This is a genomic window from Advenella alkanexedens, from assembly GCF_019132845.1.
In the GTDB taxonomy this organism is placed as follows: Bacteria; Pseudomonadota; Gammaproteobacteria; order Burkholderiales; family Burkholderiaceae_B; genus Advenella; species Advenella alkanexedens.
This window is the reverse complement of record NZ_JAHSPR010000004.1, coordinates 279,679-303,046: the sequence shown is the minus strand read 5'-3', so window position 1 is coordinate 303,046 and position 23,368 is coordinate 279,679. Positions and strand designations below refer to the sequence as shown.

At 51.5% G+C, this 23,368-nt stretch carries 17 protein-coding genes and 1 other RNA gene; 15 read left to right on the top strand and 3 right to left on the bottom strand.

Annotated features, from left to right (window positions below; all coding sequences use genetic code 11):
* Positions 1-86 precede the first annotated feature (86 nt).
* The gene (locus KU392_RS07555; RefSeq protein ID WP_217734992.1) at positions 87-608 is read right to left on the bottom strand and encodes a hypothetical protein; all 522 of its coding nucleotides are present in this window, start codon (positions 606-608) and stop codon (positions 87-89) included.
* A gap of 256 nt (positions 609-864) precedes the next feature.
* Here KU392_RS07555 and KU392_RS07550 point away from each other — a divergent pair, with 256 nt between their 5' ends.
* From KU392_RS07550 to recR, 11 genes are all read left to right on the top strand, one after another.
* On the top strand, positions 865-2,502 hold the full coding sequence (locus KU392_RS07550) for an acyl-CoA synthetase (RefSeq protein ID WP_217734991.1): 1,638 nt from the start codon (positions 865-867) through the stop codon (positions 2,500-2,502).
* 177 nt (positions 2,503-2,679) lie between these two features.
* Complete coding sequence (locus tag KU392_RS07545; protein ID WP_246587364.1) at positions 2,680-3,933, top strand: ABC transporter substrate-binding protein; 1,254 nt, start codon at positions 2,680-2,682, stop codon at positions 3,931-3,933.
* Between the two features lie 15 nt (positions 3,934-3,948).
* Positions 3,949-4,395, top strand: coding sequence for an FAS1-like dehydratase domain-containing protein (locus tag KU392_RS07540; RefSeq protein ID WP_217734990.1), 447 nt, complete (start codon positions 3,949-3,951; stop codon positions 4,393-4,395).
* Entirely contained in the window at positions 4,392-4,823 is a 432-nt protein-coding gene (locus KU392_RS07535) for a MaoC/PaaZ C-terminal domain-containing protein (protein WP_169295257.1), read from the top strand. The genes KU392_RS07540 and KU392_RS07535 overlap by 4 nt, the downstream gene beginning before the upstream one ends.
* 129 nt (positions 4,824-4,952) lie before the next feature.
* Positions 4,953-7,637 carry a PD-(D/E)XK nuclease family protein gene (locus KU392_RS07530; protein ID WP_217734989.1) on the top strand — a complete coding sequence of 895 codons (2,685 nt, stop codon included), beginning with the start codon at positions 4,953-4,955 and terminating at the stop codon, positions 7,635-7,637.
* Positions 7,630-11,148 (top strand): UvrD-helicase domain-containing protein, encoded by a 3,519-nt coding sequence (locus tag KU392_RS07525; RefSeq protein ID WP_425514652.1) that lies wholly within the window; start codon positions 7,630-7,632, stop codon positions 11,146-11,148. The genes KU392_RS07530 and KU392_RS07525 overlap by 8 nt, the downstream gene beginning before the upstream one ends.
* A 157-nt stretch (positions 11,149-11,305) precedes the next feature.
* Positions 11,306-11,938 carry a YadA-like family protein gene (locus tag KU392_RS07520; protein ID WP_169295256.1) on the top strand — a complete coding sequence of 211 codons (633 nt, stop codon included), beginning with the start codon at positions 11,306-11,308 and terminating at the stop codon, positions 11,936-11,938.
* Between the two features lie 72 nt (positions 11,939-12,010).
* Positions 12,011-12,108: signal recognition particle sRNA small type (gene ffs, locus KU392_RS07515), an RNA gene on the top strand.
* Positions 12,109-12,182: 74 nt separating this feature from the next.
* Positions 12,183-14,102, top strand: a complete 1,920-nt coding sequence (gene dnaX / locus KU392_RS07510) for a DNA polymerase III subunit gamma/tau (protein ID WP_217734988.1) — start codon at positions 12,183-12,185, stop codon at positions 14,100-14,102.
* Between the two features lie 77 nt (positions 14,103-14,179).
* Positions 14,180-14,506, top strand: coding sequence for a YbaB/EbfC family nucleoid-associated protein (locus tag KU392_RS07505; RefSeq protein WP_169295254.1), 327 nt, complete (start codon positions 14,180-14,182; stop codon positions 14,504-14,506).
* Positions 14,506-15,114: a recombination mediator RecR gene (gene recR, locus KU392_RS07500; protein WP_169295253.1), complete on the top strand. Its 609-nt coding sequence runs from the start codon at positions 14,506-14,508 to the stop codon at positions 15,112-15,114. Before KU392_RS07505 ends, recR begins: the two co-directional genes overlap by 1 nt.
* Positions 15,115-15,153: 39 nt before the next feature.
* On the opposite strand, the gene tal is transcribed toward recR, so the two are convergent.
* The gene (gene tal, locus KU392_RS07495; protein WP_169295252.1) at positions 15,154-16,110 is read right to left on the bottom strand and encodes a transaldolase; all 957 of its coding nucleotides are present in this window, start codon (positions 16,108-16,110) and stop codon (positions 15,154-15,156) included.
* A gap of 332 nt (positions 16,111-16,442) precedes the next feature.
* Between tal and KU392_RS07490 the strand changes: the two genes are divergently transcribed.
* From KU392_RS07490 to bfr, 4 genes are all read left to right on the top strand, one after another.
* Entirely contained in the window at positions 16,443-17,351 is a 909-nt protein-coding gene (locus KU392_RS07490; protein WP_217734987.1) for a hypothetical protein, read from the top strand.
* 115 nt (positions 17,352-17,466) lie between these two features.
* On the top strand, positions 17,467-18,624 hold the full coding sequence (gene carA / locus KU392_RS07485; RefSeq protein ID WP_217734986.1) for a glutamine-hydrolyzing carbamoyl-phosphate synthase small subunit: 1,158 nt from the start codon (positions 17,467-17,469) through the stop codon (positions 18,622-18,624).
* Positions 18,625-18,630: 6 nt separating this feature from the next.
* Positions 18,631-21,873 (top strand): carbamoyl-phosphate synthase large subunit, encoded by a 3,243-nt coding sequence (carB, locus tag KU392_RS07480; protein WP_169295249.1) that lies wholly within the window; start codon positions 18,631-18,633, stop codon positions 21,871-21,873.
* 140 nt (positions 21,874-22,013) lie between these two features.
* Entirely contained in the window at positions 22,014-22,478 is a 465-nt protein-coding gene (gene bfr, locus KU392_RS07475; RefSeq protein ID WP_169295248.1) for a bacterioferritin, read from the top strand.
* A 121-nt stretch (positions 22,479-22,599) separates the two neighbouring features.
* On the opposite strand, the gene KU392_RS07470 is transcribed toward bfr, so the two are convergent.
* Positions 22,600-23,361, bottom strand: coding sequence for an SDR family oxidoreductase (locus KU392_RS07470; protein WP_169295247.1), 762 nt, complete (start codon positions 23,359-23,361; stop codon positions 22,600-22,602).
* Between the last annotated feature and the right edge of the window lie 7 nt (positions 23,362-23,368).

Here is a 23,368-nt window from a genome sequence, read left to right as displayed (position 1 = left end):
AACTTTTAGGGGTCACTTCACTGGAGCGTGGGAACGAGCACACGAGCACAAGCATTAACACAACGAGTAGTAAACTACCTTCAACCTCAATCCAGAAACGTCAGCTGCTGTGCCCGGTTGGGGGCTTCCCTGCTGTATTTGAAAATCAGTGTGCCTTCGTAACCTTTTCTTCTGCCGGCTTCCACCGTCAGGTACCAGGTGGGAATGTGCGCCATGTTTTCCAGGCGGCTTAGCAGTTCTGTAATGCTGCCGTCCTGGCGGGCCTTGAAAATGGCCATTTCCTGTGCGGTCCAGGCAACACCTGGGGCTGCTTCTGCCTTGTTGGGGTCGTAGGTTTGTCCGGCGTAGCGAATGGCATAGCCGTCTTTGGTTTTATCGCAGGAAGGGTTGGGGCATTCCATTTGGAAAACCTCTTCCAGTGCATTTTTGGAGGGCATGATGCTGGGGGTTTTGTTGTACCCGGCCCGCAAGGTAAGCACTTCATCGCATAAATCGGCAATGATCTTGGGATTGGCGATGTCCAGGAATTTGGCCGTGGCAATCCAGTGCTTGCCAGTATCAGCCTGCCTGGCTGCGTCTCGCAGAAGTTGGATTTGTGCCGTGTTCATGAAGTGATAGTGCCTGAGTTAAAGAAACAAATCTGGCATTTTAGACAACTTTAGGTCAATTGTGGCGGGTTTGCAAGCGGATGCGTTATTTTTTGGGTCACATAATTATGAAAGTTGACGCAATAGCAGTTATCAAGGTGTTACGGTGTTTGAATAGGTAAAAATAATCGCCAATATATTGATCTATTCGAGGTTTATTTGTTAATCTTTCTGGTAACATCTTGTATAAATTAATGAATAGCCAACAGGAGACACAATGGCTGATTTTGATACGGGCCTTCAGCGTAACCAGGCCAATTATGCACCCTTAACCCCTATTGATTACCTGCAACGCGCCGCCAGTGTATATGGTGACCGTCTGGCAATCGTTCATGGGCCTATCCGACAAAACTGGGCTGAAACCAACCGTCGCTGCAAGCAGTTGGCGGCGGCGCTGCGCCAGTTGGGTGTAAAGCGCAATTCCACGGTTGCGGTTTTGCTGCATAATACGCCTGCCATGGTAGAGGCCCATTTTGGGGTGCCCATGTCGGGGGGTGTGCTTTGTTCGCTAAATGTGCGCTTAGATACAGACAGTCTTATTTTCTGCCTCGAACACGGTGAGGCCGAGGTGCTGCTGGTAGACAGCGAGTTCGAGGCCCACATTCCTCAAATCCGTCGTAAACTGCCCCATCTTACTATTGTTCAGGTTAATGATGCCCTGGGTCCGCAAAATATCCAGCCGTTTGCCGAACTTGATTATGAATCTTTCCTGGCTTCTGCCAAAGATCTCAATAATTGGCAAATGCCTGAAGATGAATGGGATGCCATCGCCCTTAACTATACGTCGGGCACCACGGGCAACCCCAAAGGGGTGGTTTACCATCATCGTGGGGCGGCCCTTAATGCAATGTCAAACATTTTAGAATGGGATATGGGCAAGCACCCCGTTTATATGTGGACTTTGCCCCTGTTTCACTGCAATGGCTGGTGCTTTGCCTGGACAATCGCTGCGCGTGCCGGGGTGAATGTCTGCCTGCGCAAGTTTGATGCCAAGGTTTGCCTTGATTTGATCCGTGATGAAAAAGTTACCCATTACTGTGCCGCCCCCGTGGTGCATTCGGCCCTGGCCAATGCGCCCGATGAATTGAAAAAAGGCATTGATCATACCGTCAAGGGTTTAATTGCCGGTGCGGCACCTCCAGAGGCCGTGTTGGCCAGCATGGAAAAAATGGGTTTTGATATCACTCATGTTTACGGCCTTACCGAAGTCTATGGCCCTGCATCGGTTTGTGTCGAGCACGACAGCTGGCAAGCGTTAAGCATAGAAGATCGAGCCAGGCTCAAATCCCGTCAGGGTGTGCGTTATCACCTGCAGGCTGGTTTAAGCGTTAAAAATCCGTCCACCATGGAAGACATCAAGGCTGATGGCCAATCAATGGGCGAGCTGATGTTCCGGGGTAATATTGTCATGAAGGGTTATCTTAAAAATCCGCATGCCACCCAGGAAGCCTTCGAAGGCGGCTGGTTCCATACGGGCGATTTGGGTGTCATGCATGAAGACGGTTATGTACAAATCAAGGACCGCAGCAAAGACATCATTATTTCAGGTGGCGAGAACATTTCCAGTATCGAAGTGGAAGATGTGCTGTATAAATATCCCGGTGTGGCCAACTGCGCGGTGGTGGCGCTTGGCGATGAGAAATGGGGAGAAATTCCGGTTGCCTTTGTCGAGCTGAAAGAGGGTGCACAAGTTCAGGAAGACGAAATCCTGGATTATTGCCGTGAGAATCTGGCCCGTTTCAAAGTGCCTAAAAAAATCATATTTGGTGAGCTGCAAAAAACAGCGACCGGTAAAATCCAGAAATATGAATTAAGAAAGCAGGCACAAGAGCTGTTGTCTTCACCTTCCAAATGATTATTTAATTAAAAATTAAATAAGATGAACCCAAAGGGCATATAAGTTTTCTTATATGCCCTTTTTTCGTTTTGTCAGGCAGGGAAGGGAAAGTCCCTATAAGCAATTGCTTTATTAATTTTTAAAAATCGGCATAATTCGTCTTTATAAGTAAATATATTTACATAAATGGAGACAATGATGAAAAAAGAAGGGATGTGCATTTTAGGTAAGGTGGCAAAGGCCGGTGTGGGCCTGTCTTTAGCTATGGCGGCATTGCCGGCAGTACAGGCTGCCGAGCCAAAAATCAGTGACAATCTGGTCAAGGTAGGGGTGCTGACGGATATGAGTGGTCCTTATTCGGACTTTAGCGGTGCCGGAGCCGTCACCGCGGCACAAATGGCGATTGAGGATTTCCAGAAGGCGAACCCGGATTTCAAGACCCCCATCGAGCTGGTCAGTGCCGATCACCAGAACAAAGTGGATATTGGCATGGCCAGGGCCAACGCATGGTTTGATGTGGACAAGGTGGATGTGATTACCGAACTGGTCACCTCTAATATTGCCTTGGCAGTCAGTAAAATTGCCGCGGACAAGAATCGGGTTGCGCTGGTGTCCGGAGCTGCGTCCTTGCCGTTGACTAACGAGCAATGCAATAAGAATACCGTGCATTGGGTGTATGACACGTATTCGCTGTCCAATGGGACGGCCAAGCACGTGCTGGATTCAGGCAAGAAGAATTGGTATTTTATTACGGTGAACTACACCTTTGGCGGTGCCATGATGGATGCCGCTGGCAAGGTGATCGAAAAAAACAATGGCAAGATTGTGGGGTCTTCCAGGCACCCGCTGAACTCAACCGATTTTTCTTCTTATTTGTTGAATGCCCAACAGTCCAATGCCGATGTCATTGCCCTGGCTAATGGCGGCCAGGACACGATTACCGCAGTCAAGCAGGCGGCCGAATTTGGCATCACACAGTCAAAGCAAAGCATTTTACCCATGGTCATGTTCATTAATGATATTCATGCGTTGGGGCTGGATGCGGCACAGGGCCTGATGCTGACAGAAGGTTTCTATTGGGATCGCGATGACAAAACCCGTGACTGGTCAGAGCGCTATTATGCCAAAACCAACAAAATGCCTAGTATGGGGCAGGCTGGGGTGTATTCATCAGTGATCAATTATCTGGATGCCATCAAGCAAACCGGTACTGACGATGCCGACAAGGTCATGGCGTATTTGAAGTCTAAAGAAATTGATGATGGCCTGTTCAAGGGCAAGATCAGGGAGGATGGCAAATTTGCTCATGATATGCTTTTGCTGGAAGTGAAAAAACCGGGCGAATCAACAAGACCCTGGGATTATTACCATATCAAGGGCGTTATTTCAGCTGAAGATGCCAACCTTCCTTTGTCAGAATCCAAATGCCACTTGGTAACAAAGCGTTGAACATAAGGAGTCAATATGCCTGAAGCGGGGTTGATCGGTAAGGAATTGGGGTCTCACCAGGTGCCGGTTTCCCTGTTCCAGGTGCAGTTTTATGCGAAAGTCACCGGGCAGACCGAGCGTTTGTTCTTTGATGAGGTTTATGCCAAAGCGCAGGGGTATCCGTCGGTCGTGGTGCCCGTGGGGCTGTTGTTCGGTCTGGAAATGAACAGGGAAGACCCCTATGCCTGGTTTACCCAGGTGGGTCTGGATGCCGGTAAAACATTGCATGCCTCGCAGGAATTCATGTGCCATGGCCAGTGTTTTGCCGGTGATGTATTAACGTTTACTTCCCGGGTGGCTGATGTCTACAGCAAAAAAAACGGCACCCTGTATTTTCTTGACCGTTACACGCGGGTGGAAAACCAGGATGGCAAACATGTTGCCGATTTAAGATCGGTATTTGTGGAAAATCGGAAATCATGAGCAATTCAGGGTTTGAGTTAAGACATTGCAAGGTGGGTGATCGCTTGCCGCTATGGCAGGGGGAGCCCTTCAGTCGCGCGGCACTGGCCCTGTTTGCGGGGGCTTCGGGCGACCATAACCCATTGCATATAGACAGTGATTATGCGCAAGCCGCCGGTTTTGATGATGTGTTTGTGCATGGCATGTTTACCTTTGCCTTCATGCAGCAGTGTCTTTCACGCATTGTGCGGCAAGAATATCTGGACAATATCAAGGTGCGCTTTGTCAGCGTCATGCAGTTGGCAGAGCAGCCGGTATGTACCGGCACTGTCAGTCAGGTGGAGCAGACAGAAACCGGTCAGTTGCTTGTGATGGATTTGAGCGTTTGCAACCAGCATGGCGTGCAAAAGTTAACCGCAGAGGTGCGGGTAACATTGCCGTTTATGTGAATGTTCAAAACACAGCCTTGTTAATGCCCGATGCATGGCCTGTGATTTGTATTATTTGTCAGTGAAGTTACGCCCAATCAAGTATCATTATTGCTGTCAAATGATGTTTTCTATCTTGAATGGAGGCTTATGACTGCCGCTTCACCTGAGTTTATGATTTCCGCCTTGCCGGCGCTGTCCATCGATGGGCTGGTGGCGGCAGATGCCCGTCAGCAACTGGTGCTGACCGTTAACAACCGGCAGGCATTGCGTTTGAAACAGTGGCTGATCCAGCATATGGGTCCTTCTGCCAGTATTGTTGAATTACCCCGGATTATGCCGCTGGGCCGATGGCTTCGTGCCTTGCATGATGATCGTTTATTCAGTACTCAAAGTCATGTGCCGGCCATTGCACTGGACCGTTTTGCCGAGCAATTGGTGTGGGAATCGGTTATTGAGCAGGAAGAAGGGGCGGGACGCTTACTGGATTTGCAGCAAACGGCAAAAATGGCTTCTGATGCCCATCATTTGTGTGCCGACTGGCATATTCAGGTCAGGGAGGATGAAAGCACGCAAGAGTACGAGCGGTTCAGGCAATGGCAACAGGCTTACCTGCATCGCCTGTCCCGGATGGATGCGGAAGACGATTGTCTGATGCAGGAAAGTCTGATTCGTGCACTCGAAAATCATGAAAACCTGAGTTTGCCCAAGCAGATTGTTTTGCTGGGGTTTGCGGAGTGCTCCCCCCGTTTGGGCAGGCTGTTAAAGGCTTGCCAGGCGAATGGGACCAATCTGTATGTGCTGGCTGAAAAGTCGGCCAGCGCCAGTGATGTTGGCAAGACAGCGTTGGGAGATACGGCTGCAGAATGGGAAGCGGCGATTGAATGGGCACGACAGGCCCTGCAGGATAACCCTCAGGGGACGTATGCCATTGTGGCACCGGATCTGGAAGCCAAAGCCCCATTGGCCAGACGTTTGTTAACGCAAAACCTGGGTCGCCATGGGTTAAGCTGGAACGTGGCGGTTGGCCGTCCTCTAACCGAGTGGGCGCCCGTGCGGGCGGCCTTCGCCTGGCTGAGGCTGCTGGCGCAGCTGGGCAGTCGCGGGCAATGCGAGGTACAGGTGCTGGGGGCGGCCTTGCTCGCAGGGCATTGTGCCGCCAGGCCTTCGGTGTTGGCGGCCATGGCACAATACGATGCCCAGCTGCGTCAGAAAGAAGACATTACGGTTCCCGAGGCGGTTGTGTTGGCCATGTTTGAAGAGCTGGATACGGCAGCGTCCTTGAAGTTCAAGGAGGTTTATCAACACTGGTGTCAGCCTTTTCAGGGCAAGTACACGCGTGCCAGCACCGACCAATGGGCACAGCGTATTCGTGAATGTCTGGTGAGTTTCGGGTTTCCTGGTCCGGCAACACTGACTAGCGCCAATTTTCAGGTGTGTCAGGCTTTTGAAAAATTGCTGGTTCGTTTCTCTGCCTTATATGAGGTGGGCGGGCTTCTGGATGCCACCGGTGCCTGTGCCTTGTTGCACAGATTGGCACGTCAATCGGCTTTTCAGCCGCAACGGGATAAAAAGGCACGGCTTGATGTGCTGGGTTTTCTGGAGGCAGAGGGCGGCCGTTGGGATGCCGTATGGATTCTTGGCCTGACCGACGAGGTCCTGCCTGCCAGCCCAAGTCCCAATCCTTTTTTGCCGGTCAACGCGCTGCGCAGGGTCAATGCACCACGCGCCACGCCTGAGCGGGAAAAAGCCTGGGCAGATGAGCTGTTTCATGCCTTGCGGCAATGTGCGCCTCAAGTCCGTTTAAGCTGGCCCCTGATGGAGGGTGAAAAAGAACTCAGGGCCTCATCATTATTGGAAAATATTCCATTATTTGAGGCTGAAACTTTATGTGTCAGTGCAAAAGGCGAAGAACCCCGTCGTGATATTGAGGTCTTATCCGATCACCAGGCGCCTGCGCTTTCGGGCAAGCGCTCCGTTAGTGGTGGCATGGATGTGCTGGAAACCCAGGCACGCAACCCGCTGTGGGCGTTTGCCCGTTACCGTTTGGGGGCGCGTGAGTTGAAGGATTATCCGCAGGCGGTCAGCCAGCGGGTGCGGGGTGTTTTTCTGCATAAAGTCATGGAGCTGGTGTGGGGCATGTTGCAAGACTGGGAACGGCTGGTTGAAAAGTTTGAAGACGGCTCGCTTGAGGGTTTTGTGAATGAGTGCGTGGAATTGGCTGCCGATCAGGAACTCAAGCATGATTATGCTGCTGTTGTGCAAATGGAAAAAGACCGCGCCCGTCGGATTGTGATGGATTTTTTGCAGATCGAGCTCAGGCGTGAACCGTTTGTCGTGCAACAGCTCGAGCAGGATGTGAAGTGGCAGCATGCGCAGGTCAGGCTGTCATTACGCATGGACCGGGTGGATACCCTGGCCGATGGCCAGCAGGTGATTATTGATTATAAGTCAGGCAGTACGCCGGCTTTCAAACAGGATTGGTCACGAGAGGTGCCCGTTAATTTGCAGCTGCCTTTTTATGCCGCGGTTATGGGGGCGGGCAAGGGCAATCCGGTGGCCGGCTTGCTGTTTGCCCGTTTGAATGCGCGTCAGATCGAACTCAAGGGTATTGCCAATGAAGACCTGGGCGTTGATGCCCTGGATGATCGCAGCAGTTGGGAGCCAGCCGTATCCTGGGATGATTTGCTGCAACGCTGGCAAACGGTCATGGCGCGATTGGCAGAAGATTTTTCTGCCGGGAAGGCCATCAACCGGGCCTGGCGGGAAAGCGATTTGGAATATTGTGATGTCAAACCCTTTTTAAGGCTGGCGCAGGAAAGTGAAGATGAGTGAAACGATGGCAGCAGATCAATCCTTACAGGTTCAGGCGTATTCGCCCAATCCGTCGGCAACGCGTTTGCCCAGTGATCATCGGGCCCGTGCCCGGGCCATCAAACCCGACGAGTCGTTTCTGATCCAGGCACCGGCCGGTTCCGGCAAGACAGAATTGTTGACAGACCGGATCCTGGCCTTGCTGGCCACGGTGAACCGGCCCGAGGAAATCCTGGCCATTACCTTTACCCGCAAGGCGGCCTCGGAAATGCATGCGCGGGTGTTGAAAAAACTGGCTTTGGGTTTGCAGCAAGAAGAGCCGGAATCGGCGCATCAGAAAAAAAGCTGGCAGCTGGCCCGGGCAGCCTTGCAGCGCGATCAGGAAAAGGGCTGGAATTTGCTGGCGCATCCGGCACGTCTGAGCATTAAAACGATTGACTCTTTTTGTGCTTCGCTGGTGAGATCCATGCCCTGGTTGTCGGGTATGGGGGGTATGCCTTCGGTGACCGAAGATGCCCGGACCCTGTATGGCAAGGCGGCACGTAAAACACTGGCCCTGATTGACAGCACCGAATGTGTACAGGCATTGGTGGCGCATCTGGATGTGGATTTACAGCCTGCCGAAGCCTTGCTGGTGGATATGCTGGGGTTCAGGGATCAGTGGCTGCAGGTGGTGAATGATCCGGCAGGTGCCATGCAGGCGGTGATGGAATCCCTTGCGCAGGCCATGGATGAAGACATTGCCAGGGTCAGTGGGCTGATGCCTATGGGCTGGGCCGACACTTTGGCTCCCATCGCACGCATGGCGGCCAGCACCCTGGCCGACCCGGCTGCCGGTCATTATGATGATTACCCGTTGCTTGATTGGGATGGGAGCCCCCTGTCACCTTATTTCACGGATATTGGTCGTTGGAAGGCGCTGGCCCGCCTGTTGCTGACGGGCAAAGGGCAGTTGCGCAGTCGCCTGACCAAGAACGAAGGCTTTCCCCCCAAGACAGCGCACAAGGAGGCCATGCAAGCCTGGCTGGAGTCACAACGGACCGACTCGGAAGAGTGGGCGCAAGCCCTGCATGATTTGACCGATTTGCCTGATGTCTTGATGACACCGCAGCAAATTCATATTATTGGCAATTTGCTGGAATGTCTTAAACTGGCTGCACAACAGCTTGAGCAGGTGTTTGCCAGTGAAGGCGAAGTGGATTTTATTGAAATCGCCTGGCGGGCAGGGCAAGCCTTGGGGTCGGTGGATAATCCGGCCGAATTGCTGCTGTCGCTGGATGCCGTGATCAAACATATCCTGATCGATGAATTCCAGGATACCAGTCAGGTGCAGATTGACCTGATTCGCAAGTTGACGTCAGGCTGGCTGGCCAACGAAGGCCGCACCCTGTTTCTGGTGGGTGACCCGATGCAATCGATCTACCGTTTCAGGAAAGCCGAAGTGGGCCTGTTTCTGAAAGTGGCCCGTGAAAGCATTAATGATTTGCCACTGACGGTATTGAAGTTGACGGAAAATTTTCGTTCCCGCCAGAGGGTGGTGGAGTGGGTGAACCAAACTTTTGCCCGGATATTTCCGGCCAGGGATAATCCCGTTCTGGGGGCCATTAAATATACGCCATCCGTGGCTTTTAATGAGGCAGGCGAGTCCGAGGCGGTGTTGATGCATCCGTTTTATTATGGTAGCCATATTCCCGCCCATTTGCTCGAGCCCCATACCCTGCCGCAAGCGGCCGCCTCTGATGAAGAACCGTTACCGATTGAAATAAGCCGGAAAATGGCAGAGACAGCGGCTCAGGACAGGGTGATTGAATTGGTCAGGACGGCTTTGCAAACACATGCGGGTAAAAAAGATCCTGTGGCCATTCTGGTGCGGGCACGTACCCATCTGAATGAGTTGATGCACCGGCTGATTCTGGAAGGTATTCCCGTGCGGGCCGTGGATTTTCAGCCGCTTAAAGACCGTCAGGTGGTGATTGATCTGGTACAGCTGATTCGAGCCCTGTCGCACCCGGCCGACCGTGTGGCCTGGCTTTCACTGCTGCGTTCGCCTTTATGCGGACTGACCCTGAATACCTTGGATACCCTGTTTGGTGAGCAGCAGAAAATGCCCGTGCCACAGTTGCTGGCGCAGATGCTGGCCGAGACAGGTTCCGGTCATGATCCGGAGCTTGCCAGGGAGCTGGATTTATCGGATGCTGAGCGGGCTCGTGTACTACCCGTGGCCCGTGCCTTGCTTGATCGGCCTTTTGAACATGATGTGATTACTTTTTCCGCGCATGTGGAATCTGTCTGGCGCGCTTTGGGCGGGTTTGTTTTTTATGACCATGAAAGTGAGCACGACGATGTGCAGACGGTGCTGCGCTTGCTGGATAACCTTGCTCCGTATGGGGGCCTGAATCCTGCCGATCTTGATCGTGAACTTGAGCGCCTGTATGCTGCTTCCTCTCACGAGCAAAATGCGGTGACCATCATGACCATGCATAAATCCAAGGGACTGGAGTTTCAGGAAGTTATTTTGTATGGCCTGAACAGGGTTCCACGCAATAACCCTGATCCCTTGCTTCGGTTTGAACAGTCCGAGGGGCACCTGTTGCTGGGGCCTATCAAGCCCAGGGCATCCGAGGAAAAAGATCCGATTTCGGTCTATCTGGCCGGGCGTGAGAAAAAACGTACCCAGTATGAACTTGACCGCCTGTTATACGTGGCCGCTACACGGGCGTGTCAACGACTGCATTTGGTGGCGGTCTTGCAGGTCAGGGACGGGGAAGTGCTCAATGCCGCATCCAGCACGCTGTTTTCACGGTTGCAGCCTTTAATGGATACTTTCTTTACGGTTAAACCCCCTTATCTGCCTGTGTCACAGGCCAAGAACGGGCAGGGCGGTGAAGATGGCCAATATGAGGTGGTGGGGCCGCCGCTAACCCGTTTTACCGGTGCCATGATGCAGACCCTGCACCCGCAAGCCGGAAAACCCCAAAAACCAACAGACCTGACCTTCCATGAGGGGGGCGCCTGGCATTTTGAAGAGCGTGATGAGGCGCATGTCGGTACGGTCGTGCATGCCTGGCTGGCCCGTATGGGGCAGGATCAATTACAAGGCTGGACACCCGGGCGGATCCAGTCGGCTGAAAATATTATTGTGCGTCAGTTGCTCCAGGAAGGCCTGCGTCCCCAACAGGCCCGTGAGGCAACCGGACGAGTGCAATCTTTATTGCTGAATTGCCTGGCTCATGATAAAGGGCAATGGCTGCTGCAACAGCCCAATGCCCGTCAGGAATGGGAGCTGGTGGATGTCAATGGCAAGGTGCTGATTGTGGACGTGGCGGTTTCCGGCCCCGATGGCTGGTTGGTGGTTGATTACAAAACGGCACTGAAACATGAGCATGAGTCTGATGAGGTGTTTGAAAACCGCTTGCGGCAAACGTACCGTAAACAGCTCCAGGAGTATTGTGAGTGCTTGACAGCGTTGGACGGACGCCCTGCCCGGGCAGTTATTTATGCGCTGGATGGTAACCGTTGGCTGACCTTGTAAGAGGCCCGGTCGGTTAAGCGATTATTCTTTGTTCTGCCTGGTTGTAATTATGTAATAAGTTGTTAGTGTCTTGGTTTATATAAAACATTTTTTATAAAAAAGGGAATAATGCTTGTCAGTTAATTTTGTTTACTAAATTTTTAGTTTTGGAGAACCAATGAATCCGATTATTCATGCCGCATGTAAAAAAACAGAGTCAGAAAAAAACAAAAGCACGGTGTTGCGCAATTGGATGGTTTGTGGGGTGGCAGCGGTTGCCGTTTTGGGCAGTGTTCCTGCTGTGGCGCAGGCGGTTAGTCCCATTATGGCAGCCATGCAGGCTGTTTATGAGGCCGTGCCTGATTCTTCACCCGTAGCGGTCACTCAAAATAATCAAACCCGTACGATTTCCGTAGGTGAGCAAGCCAATGGAAAAGAAGTGTCCATGGCGGGTAGCGAAGGTCCTCGCATGGTTTCCGGAGTGGCTGCGGGCAGTCGGCCCACCGATGCCGTAAACCTGGGTCAAGCTACGGAAATGTTTAATGATGTCAATCGCAAGATCCGTCAAACCGAACGTAAGGCTGATGAAGGTACGGCTGCCGCGATTGCCGCAGCCAATTTGCCACAGGCCGTTTTGCCGGGTGAAAAAGTGGTGGGTGTCGGTGGCGGTACCTGGTCGGGTGAGTCCGGTTATGCCGTTGGTGTCTCTGCCGCAACTGACAACGGCAAGTGGTTGCTCAATGGTTCTGTGGTGGGGTCTTCAGGTGGAGACGTTGGTGCGGGTGTGGGCGTAGGCTATCGCTGGCGTTAAATTTTCATCCGGTTTGGGGGCGGCTGGCATTTTTGTATTGTAATAATCCAGAAAGCTGTTACAATGCTTTTTGGTGGGCCCCTTCGCATGGGTCGGCGGCGAAACTGGTCAGGTCGGGAACGAAGCAGCCATAACCGTTTAGATTCAGTGCCGGAGTAAGGCTCACCCCTCATCTACAAAAATATTCAGTAAAACAGTCGTCACCGTCAGGGTGACGTTTGCATTTCTGGGCTACAATCATTTCATGAGCTACCTTGTTCTTGCCCGTAAGTGGCGTCCCCGATCCTTCGAAACCCTTGTCGGCCAAGAGCACGTGGTAAGGGCGTTAAGCAATGCGCTTAATACCCAGCGTCTGCATCATGCCTGGCTGTTTACAGGTACTCGCGGGGTGGGTAAAACCACGCTGTCACGCATTCTTGCCAAGTCCCTTAATTGTGAAACCGGTATTACCGCCACGCCTTGCGGTCAATGTCGTGCCTGCGTTGAAATAGACGAAGGCCGTTTTGTGGACTACCTTGAGTTTGACGCGGCCTCCAACCGGCGCGTTGAGGAAATGACGCAGTTGCTTGAACAGGCCGTGTATGCGCCCAGTGCCGGTCGTTTCAAGATCTACATGATCGACGAGGTCCATATGTTAACGGGGCATGCGTTTAACGCCATGCTAAAAACGCTTGAAGAGCCCCCGCCGCATGTCAAGTTTATACTTGCCACCACCGATCCACAAAAAATTCCCGTTACGGTATTGTCCCGTTGCCTGCAATTCAATTTAAAACAAATGCCACCCGAGGCGATTGTCGGGCATTTGCAAAATGTCCTTGAGCAGGAAGACGTGCGTTTTGACCTGGGTGGCTTGCGTCTTATTGCCCAGGCGGCTGCCGGCTCCATGCGTGATGCCCTGTCCTTGACTGATCAGGCCATCGCCTATAGTTCTTCCAATATTACCGATGCTGCCGTTCGCGAAATGCTGGGCACCATCGACCAGAAATATCTGGTGCGATTTTTGCAGGCTTTATTGCAGGGTTCGGCACAGGGTGTGATGGATACGGCCAATGAGTTGTCGATGCGGGGGTTTTCTTATTCAGGTGCGCTGGCCGATCTGGCTGTTTTGCTCTCGCGCATCGCGATAGAGCAGCGCTTGCCGGGCACGCTCATGGCGGATGACCCTTTGCATGAAGATATGCAGACATTGGCCAGGGCGTTTCATCCGGATACCCTGCAGCTGTTTTACAGTATTGCCGTGCATGGCCGTAACGAGTTGTCTTTGGCACCCGATGAATATGCCGGTTTTGTCATGACCGGTTTAAGAATGCTGTCATTGGTCAGCACGGTCGATATGGCTGCTTTGCCTGCGCCAGCCATGTCGTCACCCATGGCATTACCCATGCCGTCACCCGGGCAGCAGGCCACTGAAAAGTCTGTCGCTGAAAAGCCTGCCACAGTCACAATGCCAGCAAGTCAAGAGGGGGCTTCAGACGCTCCCTCCAACGAGGCGGCTCCAGATGTTGCGGCGTCCGTTGCGAAGACCGCTGCCAATGATAATGACAAGGTGAAAACGGCTGAAAAAAAAACGGCTGACGATTTTGTTCCTGCCTGGGAAGACATCCCGGCAGAGTGGGAAATGCTGGCAGCGTCCGAGCCTGATGATGAAGCGGCTTTTACGCAGGCAATACCCCCGGACCCTGATATGGATCTGGCCGATCCCGAGATGGCGTCTTTTCCGGTTGAACAGGAAGATGCTACCTGGATACCCAGCCATCAGGGCCAGTTGCCCGATCGGAATCTTCAGCAAATGACGCCTTATGACTGGACGGTTTTGTCGCAAGAGTTGGCCTTAAGCGGTGTGGCGGCCGAGTTTGCCAAGCAAAGTGAATGGCTGGGCGTGAAAGAGAATGAAATCCGCTTGCGTATCCCGGTGAAAAACACCAACGAGCTGGGTGCCAAAGCAAAATTGAATACGGTGTTGAGTGAATATTTCGGGCAGGTGGTAAAGGTTTCGTTTGAATATGCCGAAAATGTAGAGGAAACCGCTTACGCCTCTATTCGTGCCGAGCAGGCTGCCCGCCAGGAAAAGGCCGAGCAGGGCGTGCGGGAAAGCGAGTTTATTAATGCCCTGATTGAAGAGTTTGACGCCCAGGTGGTTCCCGAAAGTATTAAACCGTGCTGATCATCATGATCTTTATGGTTTAATCTACTAAAATACGGGCTGATCCCATTAATTAATGAAGCAGGAAATCATTCATCATGATGAAAAATCAATTGGCTGGCTTGATGAAGCAAGCCCAGCAAATGCAAGACAACATGAAAAAAGCCCAGGAAGCGCTGGCAGATATCACGGTTGAAGGCTCTTCCGGTGGTGGCCTGGTCAAGGTAACCATGACATGCCGTAATGATGTAAAACGGGTGGTTATTGATCCTTCCTTGCTGGAAGACGAAAAAGACATGCTGGAAGATTTGGTGGCGGCCGCTTTCAATGATGCCCTGCGCAAGGCTGAAAGCACTGCCCAGGAAAAAATGTCTTCCGTAACGGCTGGCCTGCCATTGCCACCGGGAATGAAGTTCCCATTCTGATGCAAGATCATTTGCCTGAACCGGAGCCGCTATCTGCGCTGGTGGATGCCTTGCGCAGATTGCCCGGTGTTGGTGTCAAAAGTGCCCGGCGCATGGCGTACCATTTGCTGCAACACGACCGTAAAGGGGCGCAGCAGCTGTCTTTTGCCCTGTCGCATGCGGTGAATCATTTAAGACACTGCAAACGCTGTCATTCGTTTTCCCAGGATGAGATATGTGAAACCTGTCTTAATCCCAAGCGTGATGACAGTCTGCTTTGCATTGTGGAAACCCCGGCAGACCAGAACATGATAGAGGCCAGCCATGGTTACCGTGGCCTGTATTTTGTGCTGATGGGAAGCCTCAAACCCCTGGAAGGGGTGGGGCCCGATGATCTGGGTTTTGATAAATTACTCGAGCGTGTCAGTGATGGCAAGGTACAAGAGGTTATCCTGGCCACCAATTTTACGGCCGAGGGCGAAACCACGGCCCATTACCTGGCGGAAATGCTTAAAAGCAGGGGGCTGAAGGTGTCAAGAATTGCCCGTGGTATTCCCACTGGCAGCGAGCTTGAATACGTTGATGCTGGCACCATTGCCTGGGCTTTCATCGAGCGTCGAAGCTCTTGAATGAGTGCCCGGCAAGGTAGAAAAGTACACGAATAATACTTAGGCGCGGGCCTGTTCAATAATCCGGTCAAGCTTGATCGAGTCGGCCACGAAAGCGCGAATGCCTTCGGCCAGTTTTTCAGTACCCATGGCATCTTCGTTCAGCATGAAACGGAAGGCCACCTCATTGGCTTTGATGGGGGCAATATCCAACTGGCCGGCTTCCTTGGCATTCAGTACAGGCTGAACCACTTCCTGGCTTTGTGCCAGGTTTGCCAGCAATTCGGGGCTGATGGTTAACAGGTCGCAGCCGGCCAGGGCAATAATTTGCCCCTTGTTCCGGAAGCTGGCGCCCATGATTTCGGTTTTGATATCGTGTTTCTTGAAATAATTGTAAATACGGGTTACCGACTGGACGCCCGGATCATTTATGCCGGCATTGGCTTCTTCATTCCACTGGCTGCCCGCATTCCTTTTGTACCAATCGTAAATACGGCCTACAAAGGGTGAAATCAGTTGCACCTTGGCATCCGCGCAGGCGACTGCCTGGGCCATCGAGAAAAGAAGAGTCATATTGCACTTGATGCCTTCTTTTTGTAAGGTGCGTGCCGCATTGATGCCCTCCCAGGTGGAGGCGATTTTGATCAGAATGCGATCACGCGAAATGCCTTCTTTTTCGTAAAGCGCAATCAGGTGGCGGGCACGCTCGATGGTGGCCTGGGTATCAAATGAAAGGCGGGCATCCACTTCGGTGGAAACCCGTCCCGGAACAATCTCCAGTATTTGTTTGCCAAATCTTACCAGTAAGTGATCCAGGGTTTCTGGGGTGCTGGCATTGGGATGATCCTGGATGGTTTGCTCCAGCAGGGGGCGGTACGCGTCTTTCTGAATGGCTTTCAGAATAAGAGACGGGTTGGTGGTGGCATCGGTGGGACGGTGCTCACGCATGCTTTGGAAGTCTCCGGTGTCGGCAACGACAGTTGTGAATTTACGCAGTTCATCTAATTGATTACTCATATATATTTGTATCCAGAATAGAAATTATAATGGCAACGATAGTGGAAGTTATTGTTCAGATTCCATACAACAATATAGCCTGATTTTGAATCAGGATTAAAATCCGGGTGCAGTCATGTCGTTTATATGTTTCAGGTTTGACAGGGTGGCATATTAATTGTAGGCTTTTGCCTCTTCAAATAATTACTTGTCAAGCATGGGTTTTGGTAGTATTTTTTTACACTCTGGGTAATATAATTATAGGTAAATAGTAACATCGGCTGTCTATTTGTAGATAGCTTGATATGATTTCATTGTGGAACAGTTCAATTTAATTAAAAGGTTGTAAGTAAATGCTACTTAAGCTGGGTAGGCTATTTATGGTGTTTTTTGGCCTGCTCTTTTCCGTGGACGCGGTATATGCGCAATTTGATCGCTCCCTTTTAAAGGTGGGCGTTGGTTTGTCGTCCGCCGCTCAGGAAATCTCCCTGAATCCGTGCATTCCCGAGTCGGTAATAAAAAGCAGGTTTGGGCAAAGTGGTGTTGAGCTGTTACGTGAAAATAAAAAAAAATGGCCGGCCAGCATGTGTGAAAACACACAGGTGGCCATCGGTTTATTCGAATGGCTTTATCTCAGTTCGGCCCTGCAGGCACAAACCGACCGTCCTGTCTTAATCAGTCGATTAATCAAAACCCGTAATAACGGTTTGGCTTTGTGTCAAACGGTGGCCTGCCTGGCTGAGCGCCTGCCGCGCATGATCGAGTGGGCGCAAACCAACCTGGACCGTACCGTCATTTACCGGGAAAGTGATCGTGTTCCGGTAAAGTCCGAATTATTGTCGCATCCGCGTCTTTCCCTGCGGGAACTGGTGTTGCCCTTGCAGGGACAATACGAGTGGTGTCACAGTTCCACTTTCGATGCGCTTGATTTTCATACGGTAAATATCAAGGTTTCCGGTAAGGCGCTGGTTTTGGTGAAATGTAAAACCGGTAAGCCGGAAGGCCCTACCTGGATTATTGAAAATGCCGCCAATTCCAAGGCCTGGGTGCCCATCATGTCCAGTCAGTTACTGGGTGAGCTGTACATATTGCCCAATAGCCGCTATACCTATCCCACGCTTCATAGCCAGAAAAAACTGTCCGATGGCATACGGGTCACTTTCTTTGAGTATGGCGAAGACCTCTATCAGGAAAAGCTCGCTTTCACGGTTAATGTAGATGCCTCAAGAGAGGCATTGGCTTTTGATGTGCAGATACCCTAGAAAATTAAAGAAAATAACGTTTTTTTTCGTGAGAAAAACGTAAAATTTCCAATAGAAAATCAATAAAACAGTATAATAACAAGGTTTACTTATTGATTTTAGAACTTGGGGTTTTATGACGCTGCCGTCACATATTTTCGGGGAAAACACAGAATTCCCTACCGCAATTCTGGCTTTGGCCGATGGTACTGTATTTAAAGGCATTTCCATTGGCGCCAACGGACATACCGTAGCCGAACTGGTTTTCAACACCTCAATGACTGGTTTTCAGGAAATCCTGACCGATCCCAGTTATTCCCAGCAAATTGTCAGCTTCACCTACCCGCATATTGGTAATACGGGTGTTAACAAGGAAGATGTTGAATCTTTCAAGACACATGCTGCTGGTATGGTTATCCGCAATTGCCCGGATCGTATTTCAAATTTCCGTGCCACCCAGTCACTGCCTGAATATCTCAAAGAAAATGGCATCGTGGCCATTTCAGAGGTGGATACCCGTAAAATCACGCGCCTGTTGCGTGAAAAAGGTGCGCAGGGTGCGTGTATCCTGGTTGGTGATGATGTGGAAAAAGCACTTGAACTGGCGCGTGGTTACAAGGGTATGCAAGGCCAGGATCTGGCCAGTCAGGTCAGCCGCCAGCAAATCGAGAACTGGTCTGAAGGCACCTGGCAATTGGGCAAGGGTTATACCCGGCCCAACCAGTCCAGCTACCATGTGGTTGCCTATGATTTTGGCGTGAAGTCAAATATTTTGCGCATTCTGGCCGATAAGGGTTGCCGCTTAACGGTGGTGCCTGCCACAACACCTGCAGAAGAAGTTCTGGCCCTTAATCCTGATGGCATTTTCCTGGCTAATGGCCCAGGAGATCCAAGTGCTTGCGGTTATGCGGTCGAAGCTGTTAAAACCCTTCTCGATAAAAAAATTCCGCTGTTTGGCATTTGTCTTGGGCAGCAAATCCTGGCGCAGGCTATTGGTGCCCAAACCCTGAAAATGAAAACAGGCCATCATGGTGACAATCATCCTGTCAAGGACGTACAAACCGGTCGTGTTTACATTACCTCCCAAAACCACGGTTTTGCAGTAGATGCCGGCACTTTGCCAGCCAATGCACGTGTTACCCACGTATCACTGTTTGACGGCACCTTGCAAGGTTTCGAACTGACCGATCGTCCCGCCTTCTGCTTCCAGGGGCACCCTGAAGCCAGCCCCGGCCCTCATGACATTATTGTCCTGTTCGATAAATTCATCAGCCAAATGGCACAGCAAAAGTAGAGTATTATGCCAAAGCGTACCGACATAAAAAGCATTCTTATTATTGGGGCAGGCCCCATCATTATTGGCCAGGCATGTGAGTTTGACTACTCGGGTGCCCAGGCCTGTAAAGCCCTGAAGGCAGAGGGTTACCGTACCATTCTGGTTAACAGTAATCCCGCCACCATCATGACAGACCCTGAAACGGCCGATGTCACCTATATCGAGCCCATCACATGGCAGTCTGTGGAAAAAATCATCGAAGCTGAAAAGCCGGATGCCCTGTTGCCCACCATGGGTGGTCAAACCGCACTTAACTGTGCGCTGGATCTGGCTCATAACGGTGTTTTGGCCAAGCATAACGTAGAACTCATTGGTGCTAACGAGCACGCGATTGAAAAGGCCGAAGACCGTCTTAAATTCAAACAGGCCATGGAATCCATCGGTCTTGAGTCTGCCAAGTCCGGTGTGGCTCACAGCATGGAAGAAGCCTGGGAAGTACAAAAAAACATTGCCGCAGAAATCGGTACGGCCGGTTTTCCAGTGGTCATTCGCCCCAGCTTTACACTGGGTGGTAGCGGTGGCGGTATTGCCTATAATCCCGAAGAGTTCGAGATTATCTGCCGTCGTGGCCTGGAGGCTTCTCCCACCAAAGAATTGCTGATTGAAGAATCCCTGCTGGGTTGGAAAGAGTTTGAAATGGAAGTGGTGCGCGACAAGGCGGACAACTGTATCATCATTTGCTCTATCGAGAACCTGGATCCCATGGGCGTGCATACCGGTGACTCCATCACCGTGGCACCTGCCCAAACCATGACAGACAAAGAATACCAAATCATGCGTAACGCCTCCATCGCGGTATTGCGTGAAATTGGTGTGGATACCGGTGGTTCCAACGTGCAGTTTGCGGTCAATCCCGATAACGGTCGTATGATTGTGATTGAAATGAACCCGCGCGTGTCTCGCTCTTCAGCGCTGGCTTCCAAGGCAACCGGTTTCCCGATTGCCAAAGTCGCTGCCCGCCTGGCGGTTGGTTATACACTTGATGAGCTGCAAAACGAAATTACGGGTGGTACAACACCGGCTTCTTTCGAGCCAACCATCGATTATGTGGTTACCAAAATCCCGCGGTTTGCTTTCGAAAAATTCCCCCAGGCCGATTCTCACCTGACGACTCAAATGAAATCCGTGGGTGAAGTCATGGCCATGGGCCGTACTTTCCAGGAGTCTTTCCAGAAAGCCCTGCGTGGCCTGGAAGTGGGTGTTGATGGCCTGAACCAGAAAACCCTGGACCGTGAAAAACTGCAGGTTGAATTGGCAGAACCCGGCCCCGAGCGTATCTGGTACGTGGGCGATGCATTTGCCCAGGGTTTCACCCTTGATGAGGTGCATGCTTTAACCAAGATTGACCCCTGGTTCCTGCATCAAATCCAGGAAATCGTGGAAATCGAATTGGCGCTTGAGCAAAAAACACTGGCCGATCTTGATGAAAACGTGATGCGTCAACTCAAGCGTCGTGGTTTTTCAGATCGTCGCCTGGCTTTCCTGCTTGACGTTTCAGAGTCTGAAGTACGTAAGGTGCGTCATCAGTTGGGTGTTCGTCCGGTTTACAAGCGCGTTGATACCTGCGCCGCAGAGTTTGCCACCAAAACCGCATATATGTATTCCACCTACGAGGAAGAATGCGAAGCAGAACCCACCGACAAGAAAAAAATCATCGTGCTCGGTGGTGGTCCCAACCGTATTGGCCAGGGTATCGAGTTTGATTACTGCTGTGTGCATGCTTCCTTGTCATTGCGTGAAGATGGTTACGAAACCATCATGATCAACTGCAACCCTGAAACCGTTTCTACCGATTATGACACTTCCGATCGTCTGTATTTCGAGCCATTAACGCTTGAAGACGTTCTTGAAATCGTCCATCTTGAAAAACCTGAAGGCATGATTGTTCAGTACGGTGGCCAAACGCCGCTGAAACTGGCCCGTGCCCTTGAAGCCAATGGGGTGCCTATTATTGGTACCAGCCCCGAATCCATCGATGTGGCTGAAGATCGTGAGCGTTTCCAGAAACTGTTGCAAAAACTGGGTCTGCGTCAGCCACCAAACCGTACTGCGCGTACAGAAGCTGAAGCCATTGCCCATGCCGCTGAAATCGGTTATCCGCTGGTGGTTCGTCCAAGCTATGTGCTGGGTGGCCGCGCCATGGAAATTGTTCACGAACAAACTGACCTCGAGCGCTATATGCGTGAAGCGGTTAAAGTCAGCAACGACTCTCCAGTGCTTTTGGATCGCTTCCTGAACAATGCGACCGAAGTTGATGTGGACTGTCTGGCTGATGGTGAAACCGTGTTTATCGGCGGCGTCATGGAGCATATCGAACAGGCGGGTGTTCACTCTGGTGACTCCGCATGCAGCTTGCCACCGTATTCCCTGTCCGCCGAGGTCATCGAGGAAATCAAGCGTCAAACCGGCTTGATGGCCAAGGCACTGAACGTCAAGGGCTTGATGAATGTGCAGTTTGCCATTCAGAACGGTGATGTTTATGTGCTGGAAGTCAATCCACGTGCTTCACGTACGGTTCCTTATGTTTCCAAGGTTACCGGCTTGCAACTGGCCAAAATCGCGGCGCGTGTCATGGCAGGTAAAACCCTGGCTGAGCAGGGTATCGGCAAGGAAATCACGCCTTCTTACTACTCGGTCAAAGAAGCGGTATTCCCCTTCGTCAAATTCCCGGGTGTTGACACCATTCTCGGCCCTGAAATGAAGTCCACCGGTGAGGTCATGGGGGTTGGCGAAACCTTTGGCGAGGCCTTTGTTAAATCCCAGCTGGCTGCCGGTGTTATTTTGCCAGAAAGTGGTACGGTCTTTATCAGTGTCAAAGACCAGGACAAGGCCAAGGCGGTTGATATTGCCAAGGGCTTGCACGATCTGGGCTTTAAGCTTGTTGCCACCCGTGGCACGGCTGCTGCGCTGGAAGAGGCGGGTCTGCCGGTATTGGCGGTTAATAAAGTCACCGAAGGTCGTCCACATATTGTTGACATGATTAAAAACGGTGAAATCGCCATGGTGATCAATACGGTTGAAGAGCGTCGTAACGCCATTCAGGACTCCCGTACCATCCGTACCCAGGCTTTGGCTGCCCGGGTTACTTTCTTCACTACGATTGCAGGTGCCCGTGCCGCAGTTGAAGGTATGCAGTATTTGCGTGACTCACAGGGTATGAAAGTGTATTCCCTGCAATCATTGCATGCTTCCATCAACGCGGCATAATCTTGCTGCAGGGCAAGGGGCGTAACGGTTTTTTTCTTTACGCCTGTTGCCAGACATTAAAAAAATGCCCGCCTTGTGCGGGCATTTTTTTAAACTGGTTATAATCTATTCACCACCTTCATAAAAAGGAATTTATTATCATGAAAGGACATCACGAAGTAGTTGCATTTTTAAATCAATTGCTCACTGGTGAATTGGCCGCCCGCGATCAATATTTTATTCATTCCCGCATGTATGATGAGTGGGGCTACACCAAACTGGCCGCCCGTATTGGTCATGAAATGGAAGATGAAACCGGTCATGCAGATGATCTGATTCGTCGTATTCTTATGCTCGAGGGAACACCGGATATGGTTCCCGCCAAAATCAACGTGGGTAAAGACGTGCCTGAAATGTTGCAGCATGATTTGGACACCGAATATGAGGTGCGTGAAAACCTGAAAAAAGGCATGGCACTGTGTGAGCAGCATGGTGATTATGTATCACGTGATTTGTTGCTGAAACAGCTTGATGATACCGAGCAGGATCATGCCCACTGGCTGGAGCAGCAGCTGAATTTAATCAGGCATGTGGGGCTGGAAAATTACCTGCAATCGCAGTTGTAATGATTTTATCTGAAGCCATAAACCATAAACCACGCGTGCATTGGTGCCCAGGCAAAATCGGGTTGAATAAGGACTGAATCGGTGACGAATCCGGGGTCAGTCCTTTTGGTTTGTGATGCCATCAGGACAGTGAGCCGTTTCTGGGTTTTCTGCCCGACTTGAAGGCAAAATAATCATAAACCGGGTTTGGGATCCATTTGAGCAGTTTGGCCACGACTCCCATTTGCCAGGGAATAACGGTATAGCTGCAGCCTTTATCGATGGCCTTCAGGGCTGCATCGGCAAAGTCCTCGGGCTGCATCAGGAAGGGCATTTTATACGGATTGTGTTGCGTCATGGGGGTATCGATAAACCCGGGCGCGATGGTGACTACTTTAAGGCGGGTATTGTGCAAGTCAACCCGCAGGCTTTCCAGATAGGTGGTAGTAGCCGCCTTGGAGGCAGAATAGGCGCTGGAGCCAGGCAAGCCGCGTACACCGGCCACGCTGCTGATGCCCACCAGCGTGCCGCTGTCCCGTGCTTTCATGGATTTGATGAACGGCTCAAAGGTGGCGACCATGGCCAGCAGGTTGGTGTTGATCACCTTCTGGAATTGGACGAAGTCTTCTTCATATTCGGTCAAGGTGCCAATGCTGATACCGGCACAGGCAATCACGATATCAACCGGTCCTTGCGCCAGAAAATCGCGGGCGGCCTCATGCAGGGCGCTTCTGTTTAAAATATCCAGGGCATAAACCCGGTGTTGTCCGGGCAGGCTGGCCGCCAGTTCTTCCAGTGCACCTGTATTGCGTCCAAGCAGTCCCAGGCTGGCGCCTTGTTTGGCATAAGCGGTTGCCAGGGCTTTGCCAAGCCCGCTGCTGGCGCCTGTTATGAAAATACGCATCTTGTTA

Coding starts and splice junctions, on each gene's coding strand:
- KU392_RS07555 (WP_217734992.1), bottom strand. CDS start 608: ATGAACACGGCACAAATCCAACTTCTGCGAGACGCAGCCAGGCAGGCT.
- KU392_RS07550 (WP_217734991.1), top strand. CDS start 865: ATGGCTGATTTTGATACGGGCCTTCAGCGTAACCAGGCCAATTATGCA.
- KU392_RS07545 (WP_246587364.1), top strand. CDS start 2,680: ATGATGAAAAAAGAAGGGATGTGCATTTTAGGTAAGGTGGCAAAGGCC.
- KU392_RS07540 (WP_217734990.1), top strand. CDS start 3,949: ATGCCTGAAGCGGGGTTGATCGGTAAGGAATTGGGGTCTCACCAGGTG.
- KU392_RS07535 (WP_169295257.1), top strand. CDS start 4,392: ATGAGCAATTCAGGGTTTGAGTTAAGACATTGCAAGGTGGGTGATCGC.
- KU392_RS07530 (WP_217734989.1), top strand. CDS start 4,953: ATGACTGCCGCTTCACCTGAGTTTATGATTTCCGCCTTGCCGGCGCTG.
- KU392_RS07525 (WP_425514652.1), top strand. CDS start 7,630: ATGAGTGAAACGATGGCAGCAGATCAATCCTTACAGGTTCAGGCGTAT.
- KU392_RS07520 (WP_169295256.1), top strand. CDS start 11,306: ATGAATCCGATTATTCATGCCGCATGTAAAAAAACAGAGTCAGAAAAA.
- dnaX (WP_217734988.1), top strand. CDS start 12,183: ATGAGCTACCTTGTTCTTGCCCGTAAGTGGCGTCCCCGATCCTTCGAA.
- KU392_RS07505 (WP_169295254.1), top strand. CDS start 14,180: ATGATGAAAAATCAATTGGCTGGCTTGATGAAGCAAGCCCAGCAAATG.
- recR (WP_169295253.1), top strand. CDS start 14,506: ATGCAAGATCATTTGCCTGAACCGGAGCCGCTATCTGCGCTGGTGGAT.
- tal (WP_169295252.1), bottom strand. CDS start 16,110: ATGAGTAATCAATTAGATGAACTGCGTAAATTCACAACTGTCGTTGCC.
- KU392_RS07490 (WP_217734987.1), top strand. CDS start 16,443: ATGCTACTTAAGCTGGGTAGGCTATTTATGGTGTTTTTTGGCCTGCTC.
- carA (WP_217734986.1), top strand. CDS start 17,467: ATGACGCTGCCGTCACATATTTTCGGGGAAAACACAGAATTCCCTACC.
- carB (WP_169295249.1), top strand. CDS start 18,631: ATGCCAAAGCGTACCGACATAAAAAGCATTCTTATTATTGGGGCAGGC.
- bfr (WP_169295248.1), top strand. CDS start 22,014: ATGAAAGGACATCACGAAGTAGTTGCATTTTTAAATCAATTGCTCACT.
- KU392_RS07470 (WP_169295247.1), bottom strand. CDS start 23,361: ATGCGTATTTTCATAACAGGCGCCAGCAGCGGGCTTGGCAAAGCCCTG.